This is a genomic window from Streptomyces sp. NPDC052040, assembly GCF_044548405.1.
In the GTDB taxonomy this organism is placed as follows: Bacteria; Actinomycetota; Actinomycetes; order Streptomycetales; family Streptomycetaceae; genus Streptomyces.
On sequence record NZ_JBIUBV010000010.1, the window covers coordinates 1 to 19,366 of the forward strand.

General features: G+C 72.9%; 16 protein-coding genes. 5 read left to right on the plus strand and 11 right to left on the minus strand.

What is annotated here, in order from left to right; translation table 11 throughout:
* Positions 1–640: 640 nt before the first annotated feature.
* Positions 641–1,639 (plus strand): tryptophan--tRNA ligase, encoded by a 999-nt coding sequence (trpS, locus tag ACIHAA_RS20560; RefSeq protein WP_399819110.1) that lies wholly within the window; start codon positions 641–643, stop codon positions 1,637–1,639.
* A gap of 67 nt (positions 1,640–1,706) precedes the next feature.
* On the opposite strand, the gene proC is transcribed toward trpS, so the two are convergent.
* The 6 genes from proC to ACIHAA_RS20590 form a co-directional block, all read right to left on the minus strand.
* Positions 1,707–2,516, minus strand: coding sequence for a pyrroline-5-carboxylate reductase (proC, locus tag ACIHAA_RS20565; protein WP_399819112.1), 810 nt, complete (start codon positions 2,514–2,516; stop codon positions 1,707–1,709).
* 146 nt (positions 2,517–2,662) lie between these two features.
* A complete protein-coding gene (locus ACIHAA_RS20570) occupies positions 2,663–3,466 on the minus strand; it encodes an ABC transporter permease (protein ID WP_399819114.1) in 804 nt (267 codons plus the stop codon).
* Positions 3,463–4,323 (minus strand): ABC transporter ATP-binding protein, encoded by an 861-nt coding sequence (locus ACIHAA_RS20575; protein WP_399819116.1) that lies wholly within the window; start codon positions 4,321–4,323, stop codon positions 3,463–3,465. Before ACIHAA_RS20575 ends, ACIHAA_RS20570 begins: the two co-directional genes overlap by 4 nt.
* Positions 4,324–4,390: 67 nt before the next feature.
* Positions 4,391–5,167: a class I SAM-dependent methyltransferase gene (locus tag ACIHAA_RS20580; RefSeq protein WP_399819118.1), complete on the minus strand. Its 777-nt coding sequence runs from the start codon at positions 5,165–5,167 to the stop codon at positions 4,391–4,393.
* A 69-nt stretch (positions 5,168–5,236) separates the two neighbouring features.
* A complete protein-coding gene (locus ACIHAA_RS20585) occupies positions 5,237–5,728 on the minus strand; it encodes an EamA/RhaT family transporter (protein ID WP_399819120.1) in 492 nt (163 codons plus the stop codon).
* A gap of 111 nt (positions 5,729–5,839) precedes the next feature.
* Positions 5,840–6,157, minus strand: a complete 318-nt coding sequence (locus ACIHAA_RS20590; protein ID WP_399819123.1) for an SH3 domain-containing protein — start codon at positions 6,155–6,157, stop codon at positions 5,840–5,842.
* Positions 6,158–6,338: 181 nt separating this feature from the next.
* Here ACIHAA_RS20590 and ACIHAA_RS20595 point away from each other — a divergent pair, with 181 nt between their 5' ends.
* The gene (locus ACIHAA_RS20595; RefSeq protein WP_399819125.1) at positions 6,339–8,624 is read left to right on the plus strand and encodes a serine/threonine-protein kinase; all 2,286 of its coding nucleotides are present in this window, start codon (positions 6,339–6,341) and stop codon (positions 8,622–8,624) included.
* 154 nt (positions 8,625–8,778) lie between these two features.
* Here the strand turns inward: ACIHAA_RS20595 and ilvD are convergent, their stop codons facing one another.
* The 4 genes from ilvD to ACIHAA_RS20615 all read right to left on the minus strand — a co-directional run bounded on the left by ilvD (position 8,779) and on the right by ACIHAA_RS20615 (position 13,468).
* A complete protein-coding gene (gene ilvD / locus ACIHAA_RS20600; protein ID WP_399819127.1) occupies positions 8,779–10,635 on the minus strand; it encodes a dihydroxy-acid dehydratase in 1,857 nt (618 codons plus the stop codon).
* A 148-nt stretch (positions 10,636–10,783) separates the two neighbouring features.
* Positions 10,784–11,386, minus strand: coding sequence for a TetR family transcriptional regulator (locus ACIHAA_RS20605; protein ID WP_399819130.1), 603 nt, complete (start codon positions 11,384–11,386; stop codon positions 10,784–10,786).
* 179 nt (positions 11,387–11,565) lie between these two features.
* Positions 11,566–12,390 carry a sugar phosphate isomerase/epimerase family protein gene (locus tag ACIHAA_RS20610; RefSeq protein ID WP_399819132.1) on the minus strand — a complete coding sequence of 275 codons (825 nt, stop codon included), beginning with the start codon at positions 12,388–12,390 and terminating at the stop codon, positions 11,566–11,568.
* 145 nt (positions 12,391–12,535) lie between these two features.
* On the minus strand, positions 12,536–13,468 hold the full coding sequence (locus ACIHAA_RS20615) for a Ppx/GppA family phosphatase (protein ID WP_399819134.1): 933 nt from the start codon (positions 13,466–13,468) through the stop codon (positions 12,536–12,538).
* Positions 13,469–13,539: 71 nt separating this feature from the next.
* Here ACIHAA_RS20615 and ACIHAA_RS20620 point away from each other — a divergent pair, with 71 nt between their 5' ends.
* Positions 13,540–14,388, plus strand: coding sequence for a hypothetical protein (locus ACIHAA_RS20620; RefSeq protein ID WP_399819136.1), 849 nt, complete (start codon positions 13,540–13,542; stop codon positions 14,386–14,388).
* A gap of 110 nt (positions 14,389–14,498) precedes the next feature.
* Here ACIHAA_RS20620 and ACIHAA_RS20625 read toward each other — a convergent pair whose 3' ends face one another.
* Positions 14,499–16,376, minus strand: coding sequence for a hypothetical protein (locus tag ACIHAA_RS20625; protein WP_399819138.1), 1,878 nt, complete (start codon positions 16,374–16,376; stop codon positions 14,499–14,501).
* A gap of 347 nt (positions 16,377–16,723) precedes the next feature.
* Here ACIHAA_RS20625 and radA point away from each other — a divergent pair, with 347 nt between their 5' ends.
* Entirely contained in the window at positions 16,724–18,133 is a 1,410-nt protein-coding gene (radA, locus tag ACIHAA_RS20630) for a DNA repair protein RadA (protein ID WP_399819140.1), read from the plus strand.
* 81 nt (positions 18,134–18,214) lie between these two features.
* Positions 18,215–19,339 (plus strand): DNA integrity scanning diadenylate cyclase DisA, encoded by a 1,125-nt coding sequence (gene disA / locus ACIHAA_RS20635; RefSeq protein ID WP_399819142.1) that lies wholly within the window; start codon positions 18,215–18,217, stop codon positions 19,337–19,339.
* Positions 19,340–19,366: the final 27 nt, after the last annotated feature.

The window sequence follows — 19,366 nt, forward strand, 5'->3', positions numbered from 1 at the left end:
CCGAGAGACTCTCTCAGGCTTTCCTCCGGGCGCTTCCCTTCGGTGTTTCCGACTCTATCAGATCTTTTCTCGATCCGATTTCCTCGGTGCTTTCCGGCCTTTCGGCCTTCCGGCGGTGTTGACTTTATCAGATCCTGTGGGCTCTTTCGAATCCCTCCGGGTCCTGACCCCCCGTCAACCGGGGTTGTCTTCCCGGCCCTTCGGCCGTTCCGACGAGTGAGACTTTAGCGGATTCCTCGCTCCCGAGCTAATCGGGGGCTGCGTCCTCGCAAATGCTTCGAACACGGATCCACATTCCGAAAATAAGCATGTCGATGCACACGGCTACACAGTGCCGATGTATCGGTGTTTACCTGCGGAATGGCTGTCCGGGGACCGACCGGAGTCGGCGCTCACGTCGGACAACTCGGAGAACTTTACGGACGGGCCCAGGGCGTGTCAACTCGTTCCCCACGGCCCCCGGCAGGCGTACTCTCGTGGCCATGACTTCGCGTACGTGCAACCAGCAGTGGTGGGCCGCCTGACGGCGGCCGCCACTCACGTATGCGCACAACGGCCGCCGCCCCGGCGGCCGTTCTTGTTTCTCCTCCACGGGAGGCGGCCCGCCGGAAGCGGCGGTCCCGACCAAGAGGGTGGAGAGATGACACGGGTCTTCAGCGGGATCAAGCCGACCGGGCACCTGACGCTGGGCAACTATCTGGGAGCCATGCGCCGCTGGGCGGAGGTGGACCAGCACCGGTCCGACGCCGTGTTCTGCATCGTCGATCTGCATGCCCTGACCGTGGACCACGATCCGGCGCGGGTGCGCAGGCTCAGTCGCCAGGCCGCGACGCTGCTGCTGGCGGCGGGGCTCGACCCCGAGCTGTGCACCGTGTTCGTACAGAGCCATGTGGACGAGCACGCCCGGCTCTCGTACGTCCTGGAGTGCGTGGCCACCGACGGCGAGATGCGGCGGATGATCCAGTACAAGGAGAAGGCCGCGCGTGAGCAGCAGCGGGGCGGCAGCGTCCGGCTGTCCCTGCTGACGTATCCCGTGCTGATGGCGGCGGACATCCTGGCGTACGGGACGGACGAAGTACCCGTGGGTGAGGACCAGACCCAGCATGTGGAGCTGAGCCGGGATCTGGCGGTGCGGTTCAACCAGCGGTACGGGCACACCTTCACGGTGCCCCGGGCCACCCGCCCGTCGGTCGCGGCCCGGGTGATGAACCTCCAGGACCCGTTGTCCAAGATGGGGAAGTCCGACGACTCGGGGCCGGGGATCGTCTATCTGCTCGACGAGCCGGACGTGGTGCGGAAGAAGATCATGCGGGCCGTGACGGACAGCGGCTCGGAGGTCGCCTACGACCGGGAGAACCAGCCCGGGGTGGCGAACCTGCTGGAGATCCTCGCCGCCTGCACCGGGGGCGACCCCGAGGAGCTGGGCGGCGGCTGCACGTCGTACGGCGCACTGAAGAAGGACACCGCGGAAGCCGTGGTCGAGGCGCTGCGGCCGGTGCGGAAGCGGCACCAGGAGCTGTGTGCGGATCCTTCTTATGTGGACGGAGTGCTGCGGGCGGGCGCGGAGCGGGCCAGAGGGATGGCCCGGCCGCGGGTGGACGCGGCCTACCGGGCGATCGGGCTACTGCCCGCCGTATGAACGGATGAACGGATGACCGGTTGAGGGGCCGGTGCCCACCGCCGCCGTGGTGGCGGTGGGCGCGCGGTCAGCTGTTGCCGGAGGCCAGCGCGCGGCTGCGGTCGCGGGCCGCCTCCAGCGCGGCGATCAGGGCCGCCCGTACACCGTGGTTCTCCAGCTCGCGGATGGCGTTGATCGTCGTACCGGCCGGGGAGGTGACGTTCTCGCGGAGCTTCACCGGGTGTTCGCCGCTGTCGCGGAGCATGACCGCCGCGCCGATCGCGGACTGGACGATCAGCTCATGGGCCTTGTCCCGGGGCAGACCGAGCAGGATGCCCGCGTCGGTCATGGCCTCGACCAGATAGAAGAAGTACGCGGGGCCCGAGCCGGACAGGGCGGTGCAGGCGTCCTGCTGGGACTCGGGGACGCGGAGCGTCTTGCCGACGGCTCCGAAGATCTCCTCGGCGTGGGCGAGGTGGGCCTCGGTGGCGTGACTGCCGGCCGAGATGACGGACATGGCCTCGTCGACGAGGGCCGGGGTGTTGGTCATGACGCGGACCACCGGGGTGCCGGTGGTGAGGCGTGCCTCGAAGAACGAGGTGGGGATGCCCGCGGCGCCGCTGATGACCAGGCGGTCGGCGGGGATGTGCGGTGCGAGTTCGTCCAGGAGCGTGCCCATGTCCTGCGGCTTGACCGTGAGGATGAGGGTGTCGGCGGTCTTCGCGGCCTCGGCGTTGGAGACCGGGGTGACGCCGTGGCGGCTGCGGAGTTCCTCGGCCCGTTCCCGGCGGCGGGCGGTGACCAGGAGGTCGGCGGGGGCCCAGCCGGCTCGGATCATTCCGCTGAGCAGGGCCTCGCCGATCTTTCCGGTGCCGAGGACTGCGACTTTCTGGGTCATGGTGCGGGTGCCCTCCGGGGGTTGCGTCGTCCTGTTTCATCCTCGCACCGGGAGGGGTGTTCGGGGTGTGTTGTCCGGTGGACGGGACGGCGGGGCCGAGCACCGGGCGGGGCGGGCACCAGGCGGGGCGGTGGGTGCGGGGGGGGTCAGGGGGTGCGGCGGCGGAGGGTCGCCGCGCCCAGGGCGAGGACCAGGAGCGCGCAGCCCGCGACGATCGCGGTGTCCCGGACGAAGGCCGTGGTCATGTCCGGATGGTGGAGGACCTCGTTCATACCGTCCACCGCGTAGGACATCGGCAGGACGTCGGAGAACGCGGTCAGCGCGGGGTGCATCTGCGAGCGGGGCGTGAAGAGGCCGCAGAGCAGGAGTTGGGGGAAGATCACCGCGGGCATGAACTGGACCGCCTGGAATTCCGAGGCCGCGAAGGCCGAGACGAAGAGGCCGAGCGCCGTGCCGAGCAGCGCGTCCAGCAGCGCCACCAGCAGAAGCAGCCAGGGCGAACCGGTGACGTCCAGGCCGAGGAACCAGACCGCGAGCCCGGTGGCCAGGGCGGACTGGACGATTGCGAGCGCCCCGAAGGCGAGGGCGTAGCCCGCGATCAGGTCGGCCTTGCCGAGCGGCATCGCGAGCAGCCGCTCCAGGGTGCCGGAGGTGCGTTCGCGCAGGGTCGCGATGGAGGTCACCAGGAACATCGTGATCAGCGGGAAGATCCCGAGGAGCGACGCCCCGATCGAGTCGAAGGTGCGCGGGCTGCCGTCGAAGACATAGCGGAGCAGGACCAGCATCAGACAGGGGATGACCAGCAGCAGCGCGATGGTGCGCGGGTCATGGCGGAGCTGGCGCAGCACGCGGGCGGCCGTGGCCGTGGCGCGGGAGGGGGTGAGCGCCCTCGTCGGCGGGTGGGTCGTCGTTGGGGTTGGGGTTGTGGTCCTCGGAGTCGTCGGGGTCATCGGACCGTCTCCGTTTCGGCCGTTCGGTTCGCCGTCGCCCGGTCCACCAGGTGCAGGAACGCTCCTTCTGTGGTTTCGGCGCCGGTGCGGGTGCGCAGGGCCTCCGGGGTGTCGTCGGCGAGCAGTTCTCCGTCCCGCATCAGCAGGAGCCGGTGGCAGCGCTCGGCCTCGTCCATGACGTGGGAGGACACCAGGAGGGTGGTGCCCCGGTCGGCCGCGAGGCGGTGGAAGAGGGCCCAGAGGTCGCGGCGCAGGACGGGGTCGAGGCCGACCGTGGGTTCGTCGAGGACGAGCAGGTCCGGGGCGCCGAGAAGGGCGACCGCGAGGGAGACGCGGCTGCGCTGGCCGCCGGAGAGGTTGCCCGCGAGGGAGTCGGCGTGCGAGGTGAGGTCGACGTCGGCGATGGCCCGGGTGACGTGGTCGCGGCGGCGGTCGGCGGCCGCGCGGCCCGGGTCCAGGACGGAGGCGAAGTAGTCCAGGTTCTGGCGGACCGTCAGGTCGGCGTAGACGGAGGGCGCCTGGGTGACGTAGCCGATGCGGGAGCGCAGGGCGGCGGAGCCGGCGGGGAGGCCGAGGACGTCCAGGGTGCCGGTGACCCTGGCCTGGGTGCCGGCGATCGCGCGCATCAGGGTCGACTTTCCGCAGCCGGAGGGGCCGAGCAGGCCGGTGATCCGGCCGGGGGGCACCGAGAAGCCGAGGTCGCGCAGGACCGTGCGGGTGCCGCGGCGGACGGTGAGGCGGTCGGCGTGGACGGCGGGGACGGCGGGAGTGGCGGGATTACTCGGAGGGGCTGGGGCGGCGGGGGTCGGGGACTGCGGTTCGGGGCAGGGCGGATGGGCACGCCCATTATTCATCATGCGATGAATAATGGGCGTGCGCGGAGGTGGCCGTCAAGGGGCGGACCGCGGTGCGGGGACTCGGGGGCTAGGGGCGGGTCGCGACGATCAGGGCGACGTCGTAGACCTCTTCCACGAAGCCGTCGGGGAACGAGGCATGGAGGTGGCCCCGTTCCTCGGCGAAGAAGGCGCGGGTGGTCTCCTCGCCCTGGACGAGGAAGATCGAGTGGCTGCCGATGTTCGCGAGGTGGAGGTCGATGGGCACCGTGCGGCTCCAGCGCAGCGTGCGGTGGGTGTACGGGGGGAGTTCGGCGGCGCCCTCGAAGACGAGTTCGATACGGCTGCCGCCCGCGCCGCTCTTGGTGGCGTGCTCGGCGCCGAAGAACCGCTTGATGCGCTCCGTCTGCGCGGCGATCCAGGGCACCTCGCCCGCGTCCATGTTCCACCACAGCGCCAGTGAGCCGCCCGGCCGCAGGACCCGCAGGGCCTCCGGGACCGAGCGGGCGGGGTCGGTCCAGTGCCAGGCCTGGGCGTAGGTGAGGAAGTCGACGGAGGCGGAGGCGAGCGGCAGGGCGTCGCCGCTGGCGCGCAGCAGGGGGACATCGGGGAGGGTGCGGCGGAACTGGGCCGCCATGCCCTCGCCGGGCTCGATCCCGACCACCCGCGCGCCCCTGGCCCCGAGGAGGGCGGTGGCGATGCCGGTGCCGGCGCCGACGTCCGCGACACGGGCGCCGGTGAGGGGGCGCCCGGCGAGTTCCTCCAGGGTGTCGAAGAGGACCGGCGGATAGGAGGGGCGGTTCGCGGCGTACTGAGCCGCCGCGGCGTTGAACGAGTGGGCCCGCACGGAGCGGGAAGGCGCGGTCATACGGCCATGGTGCGCCCACCGGATGCCCCGGCACAGCCGCTTTTACCGCTCTCGCGGGGGCTCGAAGGCTCAGGTGCGGCGCTTGCGGGACGGGTTTCCCGTGCGGCGCGAGGCGCGCTTGTCGGCGGCGGCGCGGGCGGCCTCGTACTCCTCGCGGTGCAGCTTCTCGCCGGGGGCCTCGGTCAGTGAACGTAGGAAGTAGGCGGCCAGCGAGCCGAGGAAGCCGATCGCGAGCAGTCCGCGCAGGGACGCCTGGCGCTCCGGATCGGGGCGCCGGGTGAAGGCCCCCCAGGTGTGGCCGAACGCCAGCGCCGTGCACACCGCGAACATCACCGCGATCAGCAGGGTCACGGCCGCTCCGACCGCGGCGATCGCCAGGCCCTGGTAGGCGAAGCGCAGCACCAGACAGGAGACCGCGACGGCCAGCAGCGAGCCCGCGGACACCGCGATGCGACGGGCGCCGTAGCCGCCGTCGTGGTCCACCCAGGTCGTGCCGAAGAAGCGGATCGCTTCGGGGCGGGGCCCGCGGGGGGTGGCCGGAGTGCCGTTCTCGTCGCTCACGCGTCGATTATCACCCCGGTGGCCTCCCGGGCCCCGCCGCCCTCGGCTCAGCCCGCCCGGTACGGGCGGGCCTGGCTCAGCGCGCCCCGCACAGGGGCGGCCGCGACCGGCTCAGCCGCAGCGGGACGCGACATAGCCGTCGCTGCCCGTGTTCACATAGGCGTCGGCGACGTAGCCGCCGTCGCCGATGCTGTCCCACACGGGGCTCGTGCCGTACGGGCCGGTGACCGTGGTGCCCGGCGTCTGGCAGTAGATCGGCACCTTGGCCCCCTCGGGCAGCACCCGTATGACGGCATAGCCGGTGCCGGGGCCGCTGCGGACATTGACGCGGGTACCCGGGGCCACCGAGTAGTAGCGCAGGGACGCCGCCATCGCGGCGCTCGGTACGGCTCCGTCGGCGCGGGCACGCCCGACATGGTCAACAGACATACGAAATCTCCCCCGTTGAGACCCATGACCGTCATGGGGTCCCGTTCATTCCCCCGCCCCACCCCGCGAAACCCGGGGGTGTGACACGCAGGCGGAGGCTAGCAAGCCGCCTCGGTCTCGTACGAGTCATCGACTAGGCTCCCTGCGTCGCGCGCGCGATCCAAGAGCACGGGGGTGGTCCATGGCGCCACAGCGCAACACCGGGGCGGGCGCGGAAGCGGAACTTCCGGAGTACGCCGGTCAGTACCGTCTGGAATCCCGCCTGGGCTCCGGCGGCATGGGCGTGGTGCATTTAGCCCGCAGCGCCTCGGGGCTGCGGCTCGCGGTGAAGGTCGTCCACACCGAGTTCGCCAAGGACCCCGAGTTCAGGGGGCGCTTCCGGCAGGAGGTGGCCGCGGCCCGGAGGGTGAGCGGTGCCTTCACCGCCCCCGTCGTCGATGCCGATCCCGAGGCCGCCCGGCCCTGGATGGCCACGCTGTTCATCCCCGGGCCGACCCTCGCCGACCATGTGAAGCAGTCCGGCCCCATGGAGCCCGCCAAGCTGCGACGGCTGATGGCCGGGCTCGCCGAGGCGCTGCGGGACATCCACCGGGTGGGGGTGGTGCACCGGGATCTGAAACCGGGCAATGTGCTGCTCGCCGAGGACGGCCCCAAGGTCATCGACTTCGGTATCTCCCGGCCGAAGGACAGCGAACTCCGCACGGAGACCGGCAAGTTGATCGGGACGCCGCCGTTCATGGCGCCCGAGCAGTTCCGGCGGCCGCGGGAGGTGGGCCCGGCCGCGGACATCTTCGCGCTCGGCTCCGTGCTGGTGCACGCGGCCACGGGCCGGGGGCCGTTCGACTCCGACAGCCCCTATGTCGTCGCCTACCAGGTGGTGCACGACGAGCCGGATCTGACCGGCGTACCGGAGGGTCTCGCGCCGCTGCTGCTGCGCTGCCTGGCCAAGGAGCCCGAGGACCGGCCCACTCCCGACGAGTTGATGCGGGAACTGCGGTCGGTGGCGGCCTCGTACGACACCCAGGCGTTCATACCGGCTCAGCGGGGCGGGAGTGCGGCGGGGGACACGGGGGGCGGTGCGTCCGACGCCGTGGTGAGTGAGGGGCCGGGCGGTGCGGAGAGTGCTGCGCCGGGTGGTGTTCTGGGCGGTGCGCCGGGTGGCGTTCCGGGGTTCGCGGCGGGTGACTTCGCGGGTGTCGCGGCGGGTGACTCCGCCGGTGGTGTGGCGGACGGCGGGTCCGGGTCCGGGGCTGGGGCCGGGGCCCGGGCGGAGCGGTCGGGTGCTGGAGCCCGGGGGCTGCTCAAGCGGGTGGCTCTGGTGGCGGGCGCGCTCGGCCTGGTGGCGGCCGGGGCGTTCGCGTCCGTACGGATGCAGGGCGGTGACGAGCCCGTCCCGGACGGTCCCCGGACCACGCTGGCCGCGTTCCGCACCTGGGAGGCGAAGGCGTCCTACGGCGGTACGGACGGCGGGGTGCCGCAGTGCTCGTACGGTGCGGGCAAGCTGCTGTGCGGGCAGACCGGGCTGGTCTACGCCCTGAATCCGGTCGACGGCTCGGTGCTGTGGCGGCATCCGCTCGCCCCGTCCGTCCGCAGTGGGCCGCCGGTCCTCTCGGGCGGTCTGGTCCAGCCGCTGCCGGGCCTGCGCCGGTGCCTGGAGGCGCTGGACCCCGCCTCGGGGCTGACCCGCTGGCGCCGCTATCTGCACTCCGCGAGCGGAATGCGGCAGGCGGCGGACATGATCCTGGTCACCGGCGCCGACGGCACGGTCACCGGGGTGAAGGCCGACTCCGGGGACACCGGCTGGCACCGCCCGGTTCCCGGCCAGCCCATGCCGTACTTCACCTCGTTCACCGGGGACCCGCTGGCCTACGCGGTGAGCACCTCCGACGACGGCTCGGGCACCCGGGTCACGGCGGTGGATCCGCGGACCGGGGAGGTGCGCTGGAAGGCCGGTATGAAGGGGAACCTCACGCCGTTCGGCAGCGCGGACGGGTCCGTCTACTTCCTCTCCGGGGACGCCCAGTACTACGGGCGGGCGAAGGCCCTGGTCCGCTACACCCCGGGGTCGGAGTCGACCCGTACCGTCGAGTTGCCGGTCCCCCAGGACGGCGCCCGGGCCACCGTGCACGGGAACACCGTCTATCTGCTGGCGGCCGGAGGGTCGCTGGAGGCGGTGGACATGGCCGCGGGCCGTCAGCTCTGGCATGTCGAGACATCCGTGAGCAGCGGCTCGACGCCGGTCGTGGCGGACGGGCATGTCTACTTCACCGCGGCGGACGGGCGGCTGCTCGCCTTCGACGCGGGCAGTGGACGGCTCCTCGGCCAGACCGCGCCGCGTCTCGGTTCCCACGCCGACCGGGTGGTGGCCGCACCGCCGGAACCCGTGATCGCCGACGGCCATGTCTACGCCGGTGCACCGGACGGCACGGTGTTCGGGGTGGACGGCGGTGATCCTTCGGCCTGGTGAGGCCGACCGCTGCCGCTGCCTCGGCGGGGGCGGGTGCCCGGTCGCCTTCCCTGAGGGCGGGCGGCCCGTGGGAGGGCGCGGCGGTGGTACGCGCGCGGAAGGGCCGCCCCCTGAGGCAGCGGCCCTTCTCGCCGTCGGGGCGCTCGGCGCCGGGTCAGCCCAGCTTGGTCACGTCGCGGACCGCGCCTCGGTCCGCGCTGGTCGCCATTGCGGCGTAGGCACGCAGGGCGGCCGAGACCTTGCGGTCGCGGGGGGCGGCGGGGGCGTAGACGCCGTTCTGTGCCGCGCGGCGGGTGCTCAGCTCCTCGTCGGACACCAGCAGCTCGATGGTGCGGTTCGGGATGTCGATGCGGATGCGGTCGCCGTCCCGGACCAGGGCGATCGTGCCGCCGGAGGCCGCCTCGGGAGAGGCGTGGCCGATCGACAGGCCCGAGGTGCCGCCGGAGAAGCGGCCGTCCGTGATCAGCGCGCAGGTCTTGCCGAGGCCCCGGCCCTTCAGATACGAGGTGGGGTACAGCATCTCCTGCATGCCCGGGCCGCCCTTGGGGCCCTCGTAGCGGATGACGACGACATCGCCCGCCGTGACCTGCTGGGTGAGGATCTTCTCGACGGCCTGCTCCTGCGACTCGCAGACGACCGCGGGGCCCTCGAAGGTCCAGATCGACTCGTCCACGCCCGCCGTCTTCACCACGCAGCCGTCGACCGCGAGATTGCCCTTGAGGACCGCGAGACCGCCGTCCCTGGAGTAGGCGTGCTCGGCCGAGCGGATGCAGCCGCCCTCGGCGTCCACGTCCAGCGCCGCCCAGCGCTCCGACTGGGAGAACGCCTCGGCGGAGCGCACACAGCCGGGGGCCGCGTGCCACAGCTCGACCGCCTCGGGCGAGGGGGAGCCGCCGCGGACGTCCCAGGTCTTGAGCCAGTCCGCGAGGGACGGGCTGTGGACGGCGTGCACGTCCTCGTTCAGCAGGCCCGCGCGGTGCAGTTCGCCGAGGAGGGCCGGGATGCCGCCGGCGCGGTGCACGTCCTCCATGTAGTAGGTGCGGTCCTTGGCCACGTTGGGGGCGACCTTCGCCAGGCACGGCACCCGGCGCGAGACCTGGTCGATCTCCGCCAGGCCGAAGGGGACGCCCGCCTCTTCGGCGGCGGCCAGCAGATGCAGGATCGTGTTGGTCGAGCCGCCCATCGCGATGTCCAGGGCCATCGCGTTCTCGAAGGCCGGGAAGGTGGCGATGGCGCGCGGCAGGACCGTCTCGTCGTCCTGCTCGTAGTGACGGCGGGTCAGGTCCATCACCGTGCGGGCCGCGTTCTCGTAGAGCGCGCGGCGGGCCGTGTGGGTGGCGAGGACCGAGCCGTTGCCCGGGAGGGAGAGGCCGATCGCCTCGGTGAGGCAGTTCATCGAGTTGGCCGTGAACATGCCGGAGCAGCTGCCGCAGGTCGGGCAGGCGTTCTCCTCGATCCGCAGGATGTCCTCGTCGGACACCTTGTCGTTCACGGCGTCGGAGATCGCGTCGACCAGGTCGAGCGTGCGGACCGTGCCGTCGACCAGGGTGGCGCGGCCGGACTCCATCGGGCCGCCGGAGACGAAGACCGTCGGGATGTTCAGACGCAGGGCCGCCATGAGCATGCCGGGGGTGATCTTGTCGCAGTTGGAGATGCAGACCAGGGCGTCGGCGCAGTGCGCCTCGACCATGTACTCCACGCTGTCCGCGATCAGATCGCGGGAGGGGAGGCTGTAGAGCATGCCGCCGTGGCCCATCGCGATGCCGTCGTCCACCGCGATCGTGTTGAACTCGCGCGGGATGCCGCCCGCCTCCCGGATCGCCTCGCTGACGATCCGGCCGACCGGCTGGAGGTGGGTGTGGCCCGGCACGAACTCCGTGAACGAGTTGGCTACGGCGATGATCGGCTTCCGCCCGATGTCCGCACCGGGTACACCGGAGGCACGCATCAGGGCGCGGGCGCCCGCCATGTTGCGGCCGTGGGTGACTGTGCGGGACCTCAGCTCGGGCATCGTCGCTCGCTCCTTCGGAGAGTTCTTGACTCATGTCGAGCGTACGCCGGTGCTCCAAGGGACGGACACGAGTGTCCGGAATACGGGACGGGAGTTTCAGGAACGCGCACGGATCCCGGTGGGCCGGGGCGGGGCCCAGGGGTGGGGCTCAGGGGTGGAGCAGATGGCTCTGGACCACCGGCGCCAGTCGCGCCACCAGCTGTTCCGGGTCGGCCGACGCCAGCGGCTCCACCTTGATCACATGGCGCAGCATCATGACCCCGACCAGCTGCGCGGCCGCCAGCTCGGCGCGCAGTTCCGCGTCGGGCACGCCGAGCTGCCCGGAGATGCGGCGCAGCAGGTGCACGGCGACCAGGCGGCGGAAGACGGCGGCCGCGGCCTCGTTGTTCACGGCGGAACGGACGATCGCGAGCAGGGGCGTACGGGTCGCGGGGTTCTCCCAGATCCCGAGGAAGAACCGGGTCAGCCGCTCGCCCACGGCGTCGCGGGGCCCGTCGGCGATCGCGTCCGGCGCGCTCAGGGCGGGGGCGAAGGCGACCTCGATGGCGGCTTCGAAAACCTGTTCCTTGGTGCCGAAGTAGTGGTGCACGAGCGCGGAGTCCACCCCGGCGGCCTTGGCGATGCCGCGTACGGAGGCCTTCTCGTAGCCGCGCTCGGAGAACTCCTGGCGGGCCGCCTCCAGGATGCGGTCGCGGGTGGCGGGGGCCGCCGCCGTCGCCCTACGGCTGGGACGGCCCCGGCCGCGACGCACGGGGGCCGTGTCGCGGGCGGGCTCGGCGGGGCCGGGCGGGGGCTCGCCGGGACCGGGCGCAGGTTCAGCGGGACCGGGCGCGGGTCCGGCGGGGCCGGGCGCGACTCCGGCGGGACCGGGCGGGGGTCCGGCAGGGCCGGGCGCGGGTCCGGCAGAGCCGGGCGCGGGCGGGTCCGCGGTCACCCGCGGGACACCTTCGCGGCGGACGCGAGGTGCAGGCGGGTGAAGGCGAGCGCCTCGGCGAGGTCGGCCTCGCGCTCGGCGGCGGACATCGCGCGGCGGGTGTTGACCTCGATGACGACGTACCCGTCGAATCCGGTGCGGGCCAGGTGGTCCAGGACCTCGGCACAGGGCTGGGTGCCGCGGCCGGGGACGAGGTGCTCGTCCTTGTTGGAGCCGTTGCCGTCGGCGAGGTGGACATGGCCCAGCCGGTCGCCCATCCGGTCGAGCATCTTCAGGGCGTCGGAACGGGCCGTGGCCGTGTGGCTGAGGTCGATCGTGAAGTGGCGGTAGTCGTCCCGGGTGACGTCCCAGTCGGGGGCGTAGGCGAGCATCTCGCGGTCCCGGTAGCGCCACGGGTACATGTTCTCGACGGCGAACCGCACATCCGTCTCGTTCGCCATGCGCCAGATTCCGTCGACGAAGTCCCGGGCGTACTGGCGCTGCCAGCGGAAGGGCGGATGGACGACGACGGTGCCCGCGCCGAGCTTCTCGGCGGCCTTGCGGGCGCGCTGGAGCTTGACCCAGGGGTCGCTGGACCACACCCGCTGGGTGATCAGCAGACAGGGCGCGTGGACGGCGAGAACCGGCATCCGGTGGTGGTCGCTGAGCCGGCGCAGTGCGTCGATGTCCTGGCTGACGGGATCGGTCCACACCATGACCTCGACCCCGTCGTACCCGAGGCGCGCGGCGATCTCGAAGGCCGTCGCCGTCGACTCCGGATAGACGGAGGCCGTCGACAGCGCGACCTTCGCATCCGGGACGCGCACCACTGGTTCTGCCACGAGGGACAGCGTACGGGGCGCCGCCTTGACGTGGAGGGCCGGTTCCGGAGGGCGGGGTGTGGCACGGGGCACAGTGCGGGAGCCGCTACGGGGGCGGGCCGGGGCACAGTGCGGAAACCACTCTGGGGGCCGCAGGGCGTGGGGGCTAGCCCGCCGCCATGTGGTCCAGGCGGCGCAGGATCACGCCTTCGCGCAGGGCCCAGGGGCAGATCTCCAGGGTCTCCACCCGGAACAGGTCCATCGCGCCCTCGGCGACCAGCGCGCCCGCGAGGAGCTGCTCCGCGCGCCCCTCGGAGACGCCCGGCAGGTCCGCGCGCTGCCCGGCGGTCATTCCGGCGAGCTGCGGCACCCAGCCCTCCAGGGACTCCCGCTTCAGCTCCCGCTGCACATACAGGCCCTCGGCGGAGCGGGCCGCCCCGGCGAGGCGGGCGAGCTGCTTGAAGGTCTTGGAGGTGGCGACCACATGGTCCGGCACCCCGAAGCGGCTGAACTCGCCGACCGTACGCGCGATCTGGGCCCGCACATGGCGGCGCAGCGCCTTGACGTCGGCGGGTTCCGGCGGGTCCCCGGGGAGCCAGCCCGCGGTGAGCCGCCCGGCGCCCAGCGGCAGCGACACCGCCGCGTCGGGCTCCTCGTCGATGCCGTAGGCGATCTCCAGGGAGCCGCCGCCGATGTCGAGGACGAGCAGCTTGCCCGCCGACCAGCCGAACCAGCGGCGGGCCGCGAGAAAGGTCAGCCGGGCCTCCTCCGCGCCGGTCAGCACCTGGAGCTTGACGCCGGTGGCCTCCTTGACCCGGGTCAGCACCTCGTCCGCGTTGCTCGCCTCGCGCACCGCGGAGGTGGCGAACGGCAGCAGTTCCTCGACGCCCTTGTCCTCGGCCGCCTGGAGGGCGTCGAGGACGACGGCTACCAGCTTGTCGACGCCCGCGGGGCCGATGGCTCCGTCGCCGTCGAGGAGCTGGGCGAGCCGCAGCTCCGCCTTGTGCGAGTGCGCGGGCAGCGGGCGTGCGCCGGGGTGTGCGTCCACCACCAGCAGATGCACCGTGTTCGAACCCACGTCGAGGACACCGAGTCTCATGTACGGAACGCTACTGCCAGTACGACGATCCACAGTCCCGGAAGGGGCCGGGAGGCACTTACCCTGGATGCGTGCCAAAGACGAAAAAGGCGAAGTCCGACAAATCCTCCAAGGGGTCGAAGGATTCCCGGCGGGCGAAGGCGTCCGCGTCCGGGACGGCCCCGAAGGTGAGCGACGAGAAGGGGCTCGACTTCGCGCGCGCGTGGGTGGAGTTCCCCGATCCGGCCGACGACGAGCAGATCTTCCGCTGCGATCTGACCTGGCTGACCTCGCGCTGGAGCTGCATCTTCGGCAGCGGCTGCCAGGGTATCCAGGCGGGCCGCGCGGACGACGGCTGCTGCACGCTGGGCGCGCACTTCTCGGACGAGGACGACGAGAAGCGGGTGGCCGGACATGTGGCACGGCTCACGCCGGAGATCTGGCAGAACCACGACGTGGGCAGGGAGTCCGGCTGGGTCGCGCTGGACGACGAGGGCTCCCGCCAGACCCGCCCCTACAAGGGTTCGTGCATCTTCCAGAACCGGCCCGGCTTCGCGGGCGGCGCCGGCTGCTCGCTGCACATACTGGCGCTGCGGGAGGGCCGCGAGCCGCTGGAGACCAAGCCGGACGTGTGCTGGCAGCTGCCGGTCCGGCGGACGTACGAATGGATCGACCGGCCGGACGACACCCGGGTGCTCCAGGTGTCCATCGGCGAGTACGACCGCCGGGGCTGGGGTCCGGGCGGCCACGACCTGCACTGGTGGTGCACCTCGGCGACGTCGGCGCACGGCGCGGGCGATCCGGTGTACGTCTCGTACCGGGCCGAGCTGATCGAGCTGATGGGCAAGGCGGGGTACGACCGCCTGGTCGAGCTGTGCGAGCAGCGGCTGGCCTCGCAACTGCCTCTCGTGGCACCGCACCCGGCCGACCCGACGGACTGAGCGGCGGCGTCGTAGGGGGCTTCCCGTGGTTCCCCCTCTTTCCCCTGCTTCCCCTGTTTCCCCTGCTTGTCGTATCTGCTGAGCGCCGCTCCCCGGACGGGATATCGCCTCTACGCGGACGGGCCCGGGTCGGTGTCCGAGGCCGACGGGGTGGGACCGCCCGGGTCGTCGGAGGGGGGCGGGGTGGTGGCCGGGGGTGCCGTGGGGGTCGGGTCGCCGGGTGCGGGGCCGGGTCCCGTGGTCGGCGAGGTGCTCGGCGCGGGGGCGGGGGGTCCGGTGCGCACGGGCGTGGGGCGCGGGTGGGACGGCCCCGCCGTGCCGTAGCCGTCGATCGAGACCACGGCTCCCGCGGGTGCCACCGCCACCCGCGCGTGCCAGCGGCCGGAGGGTTCGCGCAGGGGGTCGACCTGGACCTGGACCGTGACCGATGCACCCGGGGCGAGCGTCCCGGAGGCCCGGCCGATACGGAGCCAGGGCGCGCCGGTGGACACCGACCAGGAGACCGGTTCGCTGCCGGACGCGGTGAGGGTGATGAGGGTGGTGGTGCCCTCGGTGGCGGCGGTCACCGCGAGGTGCCCCGCTTCCCGGGCGCCCGTCTTCACCCCGATGACCTCGACGGACACATCGGGCGAGCGGTCGTCCCCGCCGAAGCGGGCGCCGGACCCGGTCCGTGCGTTGCCCGCGTTCTCGTATCCGCCGGTGCCGGTGCCGTCCAGCACGGCGGAGTCGTGCAGCTCGCGTGCCGTGACCGAGTGGCCGTCGGTGCCCTCGCCGGTGAGGGGTGCGCCCCGGTAGGCCGCCCAGAGGGCGATGACGGGGGCCGCGACCACCGCGGCGACGACGGCCGCCGTGAGGGCCCGGGACCGCAGACGGTCGCGGCGGGCCGCGTGGTCCTTGGGGTCCATGGGGAAGCCCCGCCGGTCGAAGCGGGGGGCACCGCCCCGGGCGCGGGGGGCGTGCGCCATCGCGGTGTGCAGCGCCGTGCGCGGCGCCCCGAGCACCGGGAGCGCGGCGGGGGTGATGCTGGTGCCCGGCCAGGCGCCGGGCACCGCGCGTTCGGCGGTGCGGCGGCAGCGGGGGCAGTCGTCGACATGGCGTACGAGTTCGCGGCGCAGGGTGGCGCTGAGCACGAACGCGTGGTCGTCGGTGAGATGGGCGACGCTCGGGCAGGCGCCGGTCTCGACGACCGCGAGCGCGGCGCGGGTGCGCTCGACCTCGCAGGCGGCGGAGGCGAGGAGATCGCGGGCGGCCCCGAGGTCCATGCCGAGCACGGCGGCGACCTCCTTGGCGGTGAGCTGGTGGCGCACGGCGAGTTCGAGCGCCTCCCGCTGCTCGGGCGTCGTACCGGCCGCCTCGGGCCAGGCGAGCTGGGCGAGTTCCCGTCTGCGCAGCTCCTGGACCTCCTCGGGAAGCGGGGCCGTCCCGGTCTCCGGCCCGGTGCGGGTGCCGGTACCCACGCCGACCTCCGCGCCGGTCCGCATACCGGTCCGCGTGCCGGCCTCCGCACTCGTCCCCGCGCCGATCCCCGCGCTGGTCCCCGTGCCGACCCCCGTCCCGGCACCGGTGCCGGCCCGGGCCCCGGTCTGCTCCCCCACGGTTCCCGCCGGAGCGGGCCCGGAGGCGTGCGCGACGGTCCGTGCGGCGCGCCGGTCGGCGGCCTCGCGGGTGGCGCGCGCATCTCGGGTGGCGCGTGCCGCGCGGTCCCGCCCGGCCGCGTGGCCGCCCCCGGCGCGGCGCCGGGCCTCGGCGAGCCTGCGCAGACAGGACCAGCGGGCCAGGGCGTACAGCCAGGCGCGCTGGTCGTCGGCGGTCTCCGGGCCGCGGCCGCCGCGGCGCTCGGCGAACGCGAGGGCGTCCCCCAGGGCGGCCGTCGCCGTGTCGTGGTCGCACAGCACGGACAGGCAGTAGGTGAACAGGCCGTCCAGATGGGGCTCGTAGCGCGCGGGCGGGCGCTGTGCCGTGGTGGGGGCCTTCGCGCCGCGCGGCACACCCTCCCGTTGGGGAGCGTCTGTGCGCGCCGGGCGTGCGCCTGTGGCGTGCGTGGAAGTCTCCGGCCTGCTGCTCATCACCCGTGCGACCGTAGGCGCCGAGGGGGTATACCCACTTCCCCCTTGCGTAGTTTTACTCCGTACGGGTGAAACGATCCCTCATAACGGGCCACCTGCGACGGTTGTGTACCACCCGATGCGCGCCCTCACTCCACCCGCGCGCCCCCGCGCACCCGGGCCGCGCCCCGGGCTCTCACCCACCCCTGGGCCTGCGTTCCGGGCGTTCCGGGACCCGGCTCCCCTGCCCCTCACCCCCGCTGTCAGTGCGGACCGCTACGGTTTCGTGCATGGCTGCCCGTACGAAGACCACCAAGGACCGGCCGTCCTACCGCTGCACCGAGTGCGGCTGGCAGACGGCCAAGTGGCTCGGTCGCTGCCCCGAGTGCCAGGCATGGGGGACGATCGAGGAGTACGGCACGCCCGCGGTGCGGACCACCACCCCGGGCCGGGTGACCACCTCCGCCCTCCCCATCGGCCAGGTCGACGGACGGCAGGCCACCGCCCGCTCCACCGGTGTGCCCGAGCTGGACCGCGTCCTCGGCGGCGGCCTGGTGCCGGGCGCCGTGGTGCTGCTCGCGGGCGAGCCCGGCGTCGGCAAGTCCACGCTGCTGCTCGACGTCGCGGCGAAGGCGGCGAGCGACGAGCACCGCACGCTGTATGTGACGGGCGAGGAGTCGGCGAGCCAGGTGCGGCTGCGCGCCGACCGCATCGGGGCCATCGACGACCACCTCTATCTGGCGGCGGAGACCGATCTGTCCTCCGTGCTCGGCCACTTGGACGCGGTGAAGCCGTCCCTGCTCGTCCTGGACTCCGTACAGACCGTCGCCTCCCCCGAGATCGACGGCGCGCCCGGCGGCATGGCCCAGGTCCGGGAGGTCGCCGGGGCCCTCATCCGCGCCTCCAAGGAACGCGGCATGTCCACCCTCCTGGTCGGCCATGTCACCAAGGACGGCGCGATCGCGGGCCCCCGTCTGCTCGAACACCTGGTGGACGTCGTCCTGCACTTCGAGGGCGACCGGCACGCCCGGCTGCGCCTCGTACGGGGGGTCAAGAACCGGTACGGTGCCACCGACGAGGTCGGCTGCTTCGAGCTGCACGACGAGGGGATCACCGGTCTGGCCGACCCGAGCGGGCTGTTCCTGACCCGCCGCGCCGAGCCGGTGCCCGGCACCTGCCTGACCGTCACCCTGGAGGGCCGCCGCCCCCTGGTCGCCGAGGTGCAGGCGCTGACGGTCGACTCGCAGATCCCCTCCCCCCGGCGCACCACGTCCGGCCTGGAGACCTCACGGGTCTCGATGATGCTCGCGGTGCTTGAGCAGCGCGGCCGGATCAGCGCCCTCGGCAAGCGGGACATCTACTCCGCGACGGTCGGCGGGGTGCGGCTCTCCGAGCCCGCCGCGGACCTGGCGGTCGCGCTGGCGCTGGCGAGCGCCGCCAGCGACACCCCGCTGCCCAAGAATCTGGTGGCGATCGGCGAGGTGGGTCTCGCGGGTGAGGTAAGACGTGTCACAGGGGTCCAGCGCCGGCTGTCCGAGGCGCACCGTCTGGGCTTCACCCATGCGCTCGTTCCGGGCGATCCGGGCAAGGTCCCGGCCGGGATGAAGGTGCTGGAAGTGGCGGACATAGGGGACGCCCTGCGGGTCCTTCCGCGGTCCCGGCGGCGGGAGACCACACGGGAGGATGAGGACCGCCGGTAGACTTTGGCCTGGTCTCACCCGTCCGTACGAACCGAGAGTGCGGCACGGGGGCGCCCCAGAACCTGCGACCGGAGGAGTGCAGTGGCAGCCAACGACCGGGCGGCAGCTCCCGGAAAATCCGGCGGGAGTTCCCGTGCCGATGGCCTGATGCGCGCCTCGCTGAGCGCCGTGGCTCCCGGTACGGCCCTGCGCGACGGGCTCGAGCGGGTGCTCCGCGGCAACACCGGCGGTCTCATCGTGCTCGGCTCCGACAAGACCGTCGAGACCATGTGCACGGGCGGTTTCGTCCTGGATGTGGAGTTCTCGGCGACCCGGCTGCGGGAGCTGTGCAAGCTGGACGGCGCCCTGGTGGTCTCCTCGGACCTGTCGAAGATCCTCCGGGCCGGGGTGCAGCTGGTGCCCGACCCGACGATCCCGACGGAGGAGACGGGGACCCGGCACCGCACGGCGGACCGGGTGAGCAAGCAGGTCGGCTTCCCCGTGGTCTCGGTCTCCCAGTCGATGCGCCTGATCGCGCTGTACGTCGACGGGCAGCGCCGGGTCCTGGAGGACTCGGCGGCGATCCTGTCCCGCGCCAACCAGGCCCTGGCCACCCTGGAGCGTTACAAGCTCCGCCTGGACGAGGTGGCCGGCACCCTGTCCGCGCTGGAGATCGAGGACCTGGTGACGGTCCGGGACGTGTCGGCGGTGTCGCAGCGGCTGGAGATGGTCCGCCGGATCGCGACCGAGATCGCGGAGTACGTCGTCGAGCTGGGCACCGACGGCCGGCTGCTGGCCCTCCAGCTGGACGAGTTGATCGCCGGGGTGGAGCCCGAGCGGGAGCTGGTGGTGCGCGACTACGTGCCCGAGCCGACCGCGAAGCGCTCCCGCACCGTCGAGGAGGCGCTGGCCGAGCTGGACGCGCTCTCCCACGCCGAGCTGCTCGAACTTCCCACGGTGGCCCGCGCCCTGGGGTACACCGGCTCCCCCGAGGCACTCGACTCGGCGGTGTCCCCGCGCGGCTTCCGGCTGCTGGCGAAGGTGCCGCGGCTGCCCGGCGCGATCATCGACCGCCTGGTGGACCACTTCGGGGGCCTCCAGAAGCTGCTCGCGGCGAGCGTCGACGACCTCCAGACGGTGGACGGCGTCGGTGAGGCCCGGGCCCGCAGCGTCCGCGAGGGCCTGTCCCGGCTGGCCGAGTCGTCCATCCTGGAACGCTACGTCTAGTAATGCTGCCGGGCGGTACCGCTGTTG

What these genes read in the sequence shown, in the direction of transcription:
- ACIHAA_RS20575 (WP_399819116.1), bottom strand. Translation starts at nt 4,323, where the DNA reads ATGATGAATAATGGGCGTGCCCATCCGCCCTGCCCCGAACCGCAGTCC.
- ilvD (WP_399819127.1), bottom strand. Translation starts at nt 10,635, where the DNA reads ATGCCCGAGCTGAGGTCCCGCACAGTCACCCACGGCCGCAACATGGCG.
- ACIHAA_RS20615 (WP_399819134.1), bottom strand. Translation starts at nt 13,468, where the DNA reads ATGAGACTCGGTGTCCTCGACGTGGGTTCGAACACGGTGCATCTGCTG.
- proC (WP_399819112.1), bottom strand. Translation starts at nt 2,516, where the DNA reads ATGACCCAGAAAGTCGCAGTCCTCGGCACCGGAAAGATCGGCGAGGCC.
- trpS (WP_399819110.1), top strand. Translation starts at nt 641, where the DNA reads ATGACACGGGTCTTCAGCGGGATCAAGCCGACCGGGCACCTGACGCTG.
- ACIHAA_RS20580 (WP_399819118.1), bottom strand. Translation starts at nt 5,167, where the DNA reads ATGACCGCGCCTTCCCGCTCCGTGCGGGCCCACTCGTTCAACGCCGCG.
- radA (WP_399819140.1), top strand. Translation starts at nt 16,724, where the DNA reads ATGGCTGCCCGTACGAAGACCACCAAGGACCGGCCGTCCTACCGCTGC.
- ACIHAA_RS20570 (WP_399819114.1), bottom strand. Translation starts at nt 3,466, where the DNA reads ATGACCCCGACGACTCCGAGGACCACAACCCCAACCCCAACGACGACC.
- ACIHAA_RS20590 (WP_399819123.1), bottom strand. Translation starts at nt 6,157, where the DNA reads ATGTCTGTTGACCATGTCGGGCGTGCCCGCGCCGACGGAGCCGTACCG.
- ACIHAA_RS20595 (WP_399819125.1), top strand. Translation starts at nt 6,339, where the DNA reads ATGGCGCCACAGCGCAACACCGGGGCGGGCGCGGAAGCGGAACTTCCG.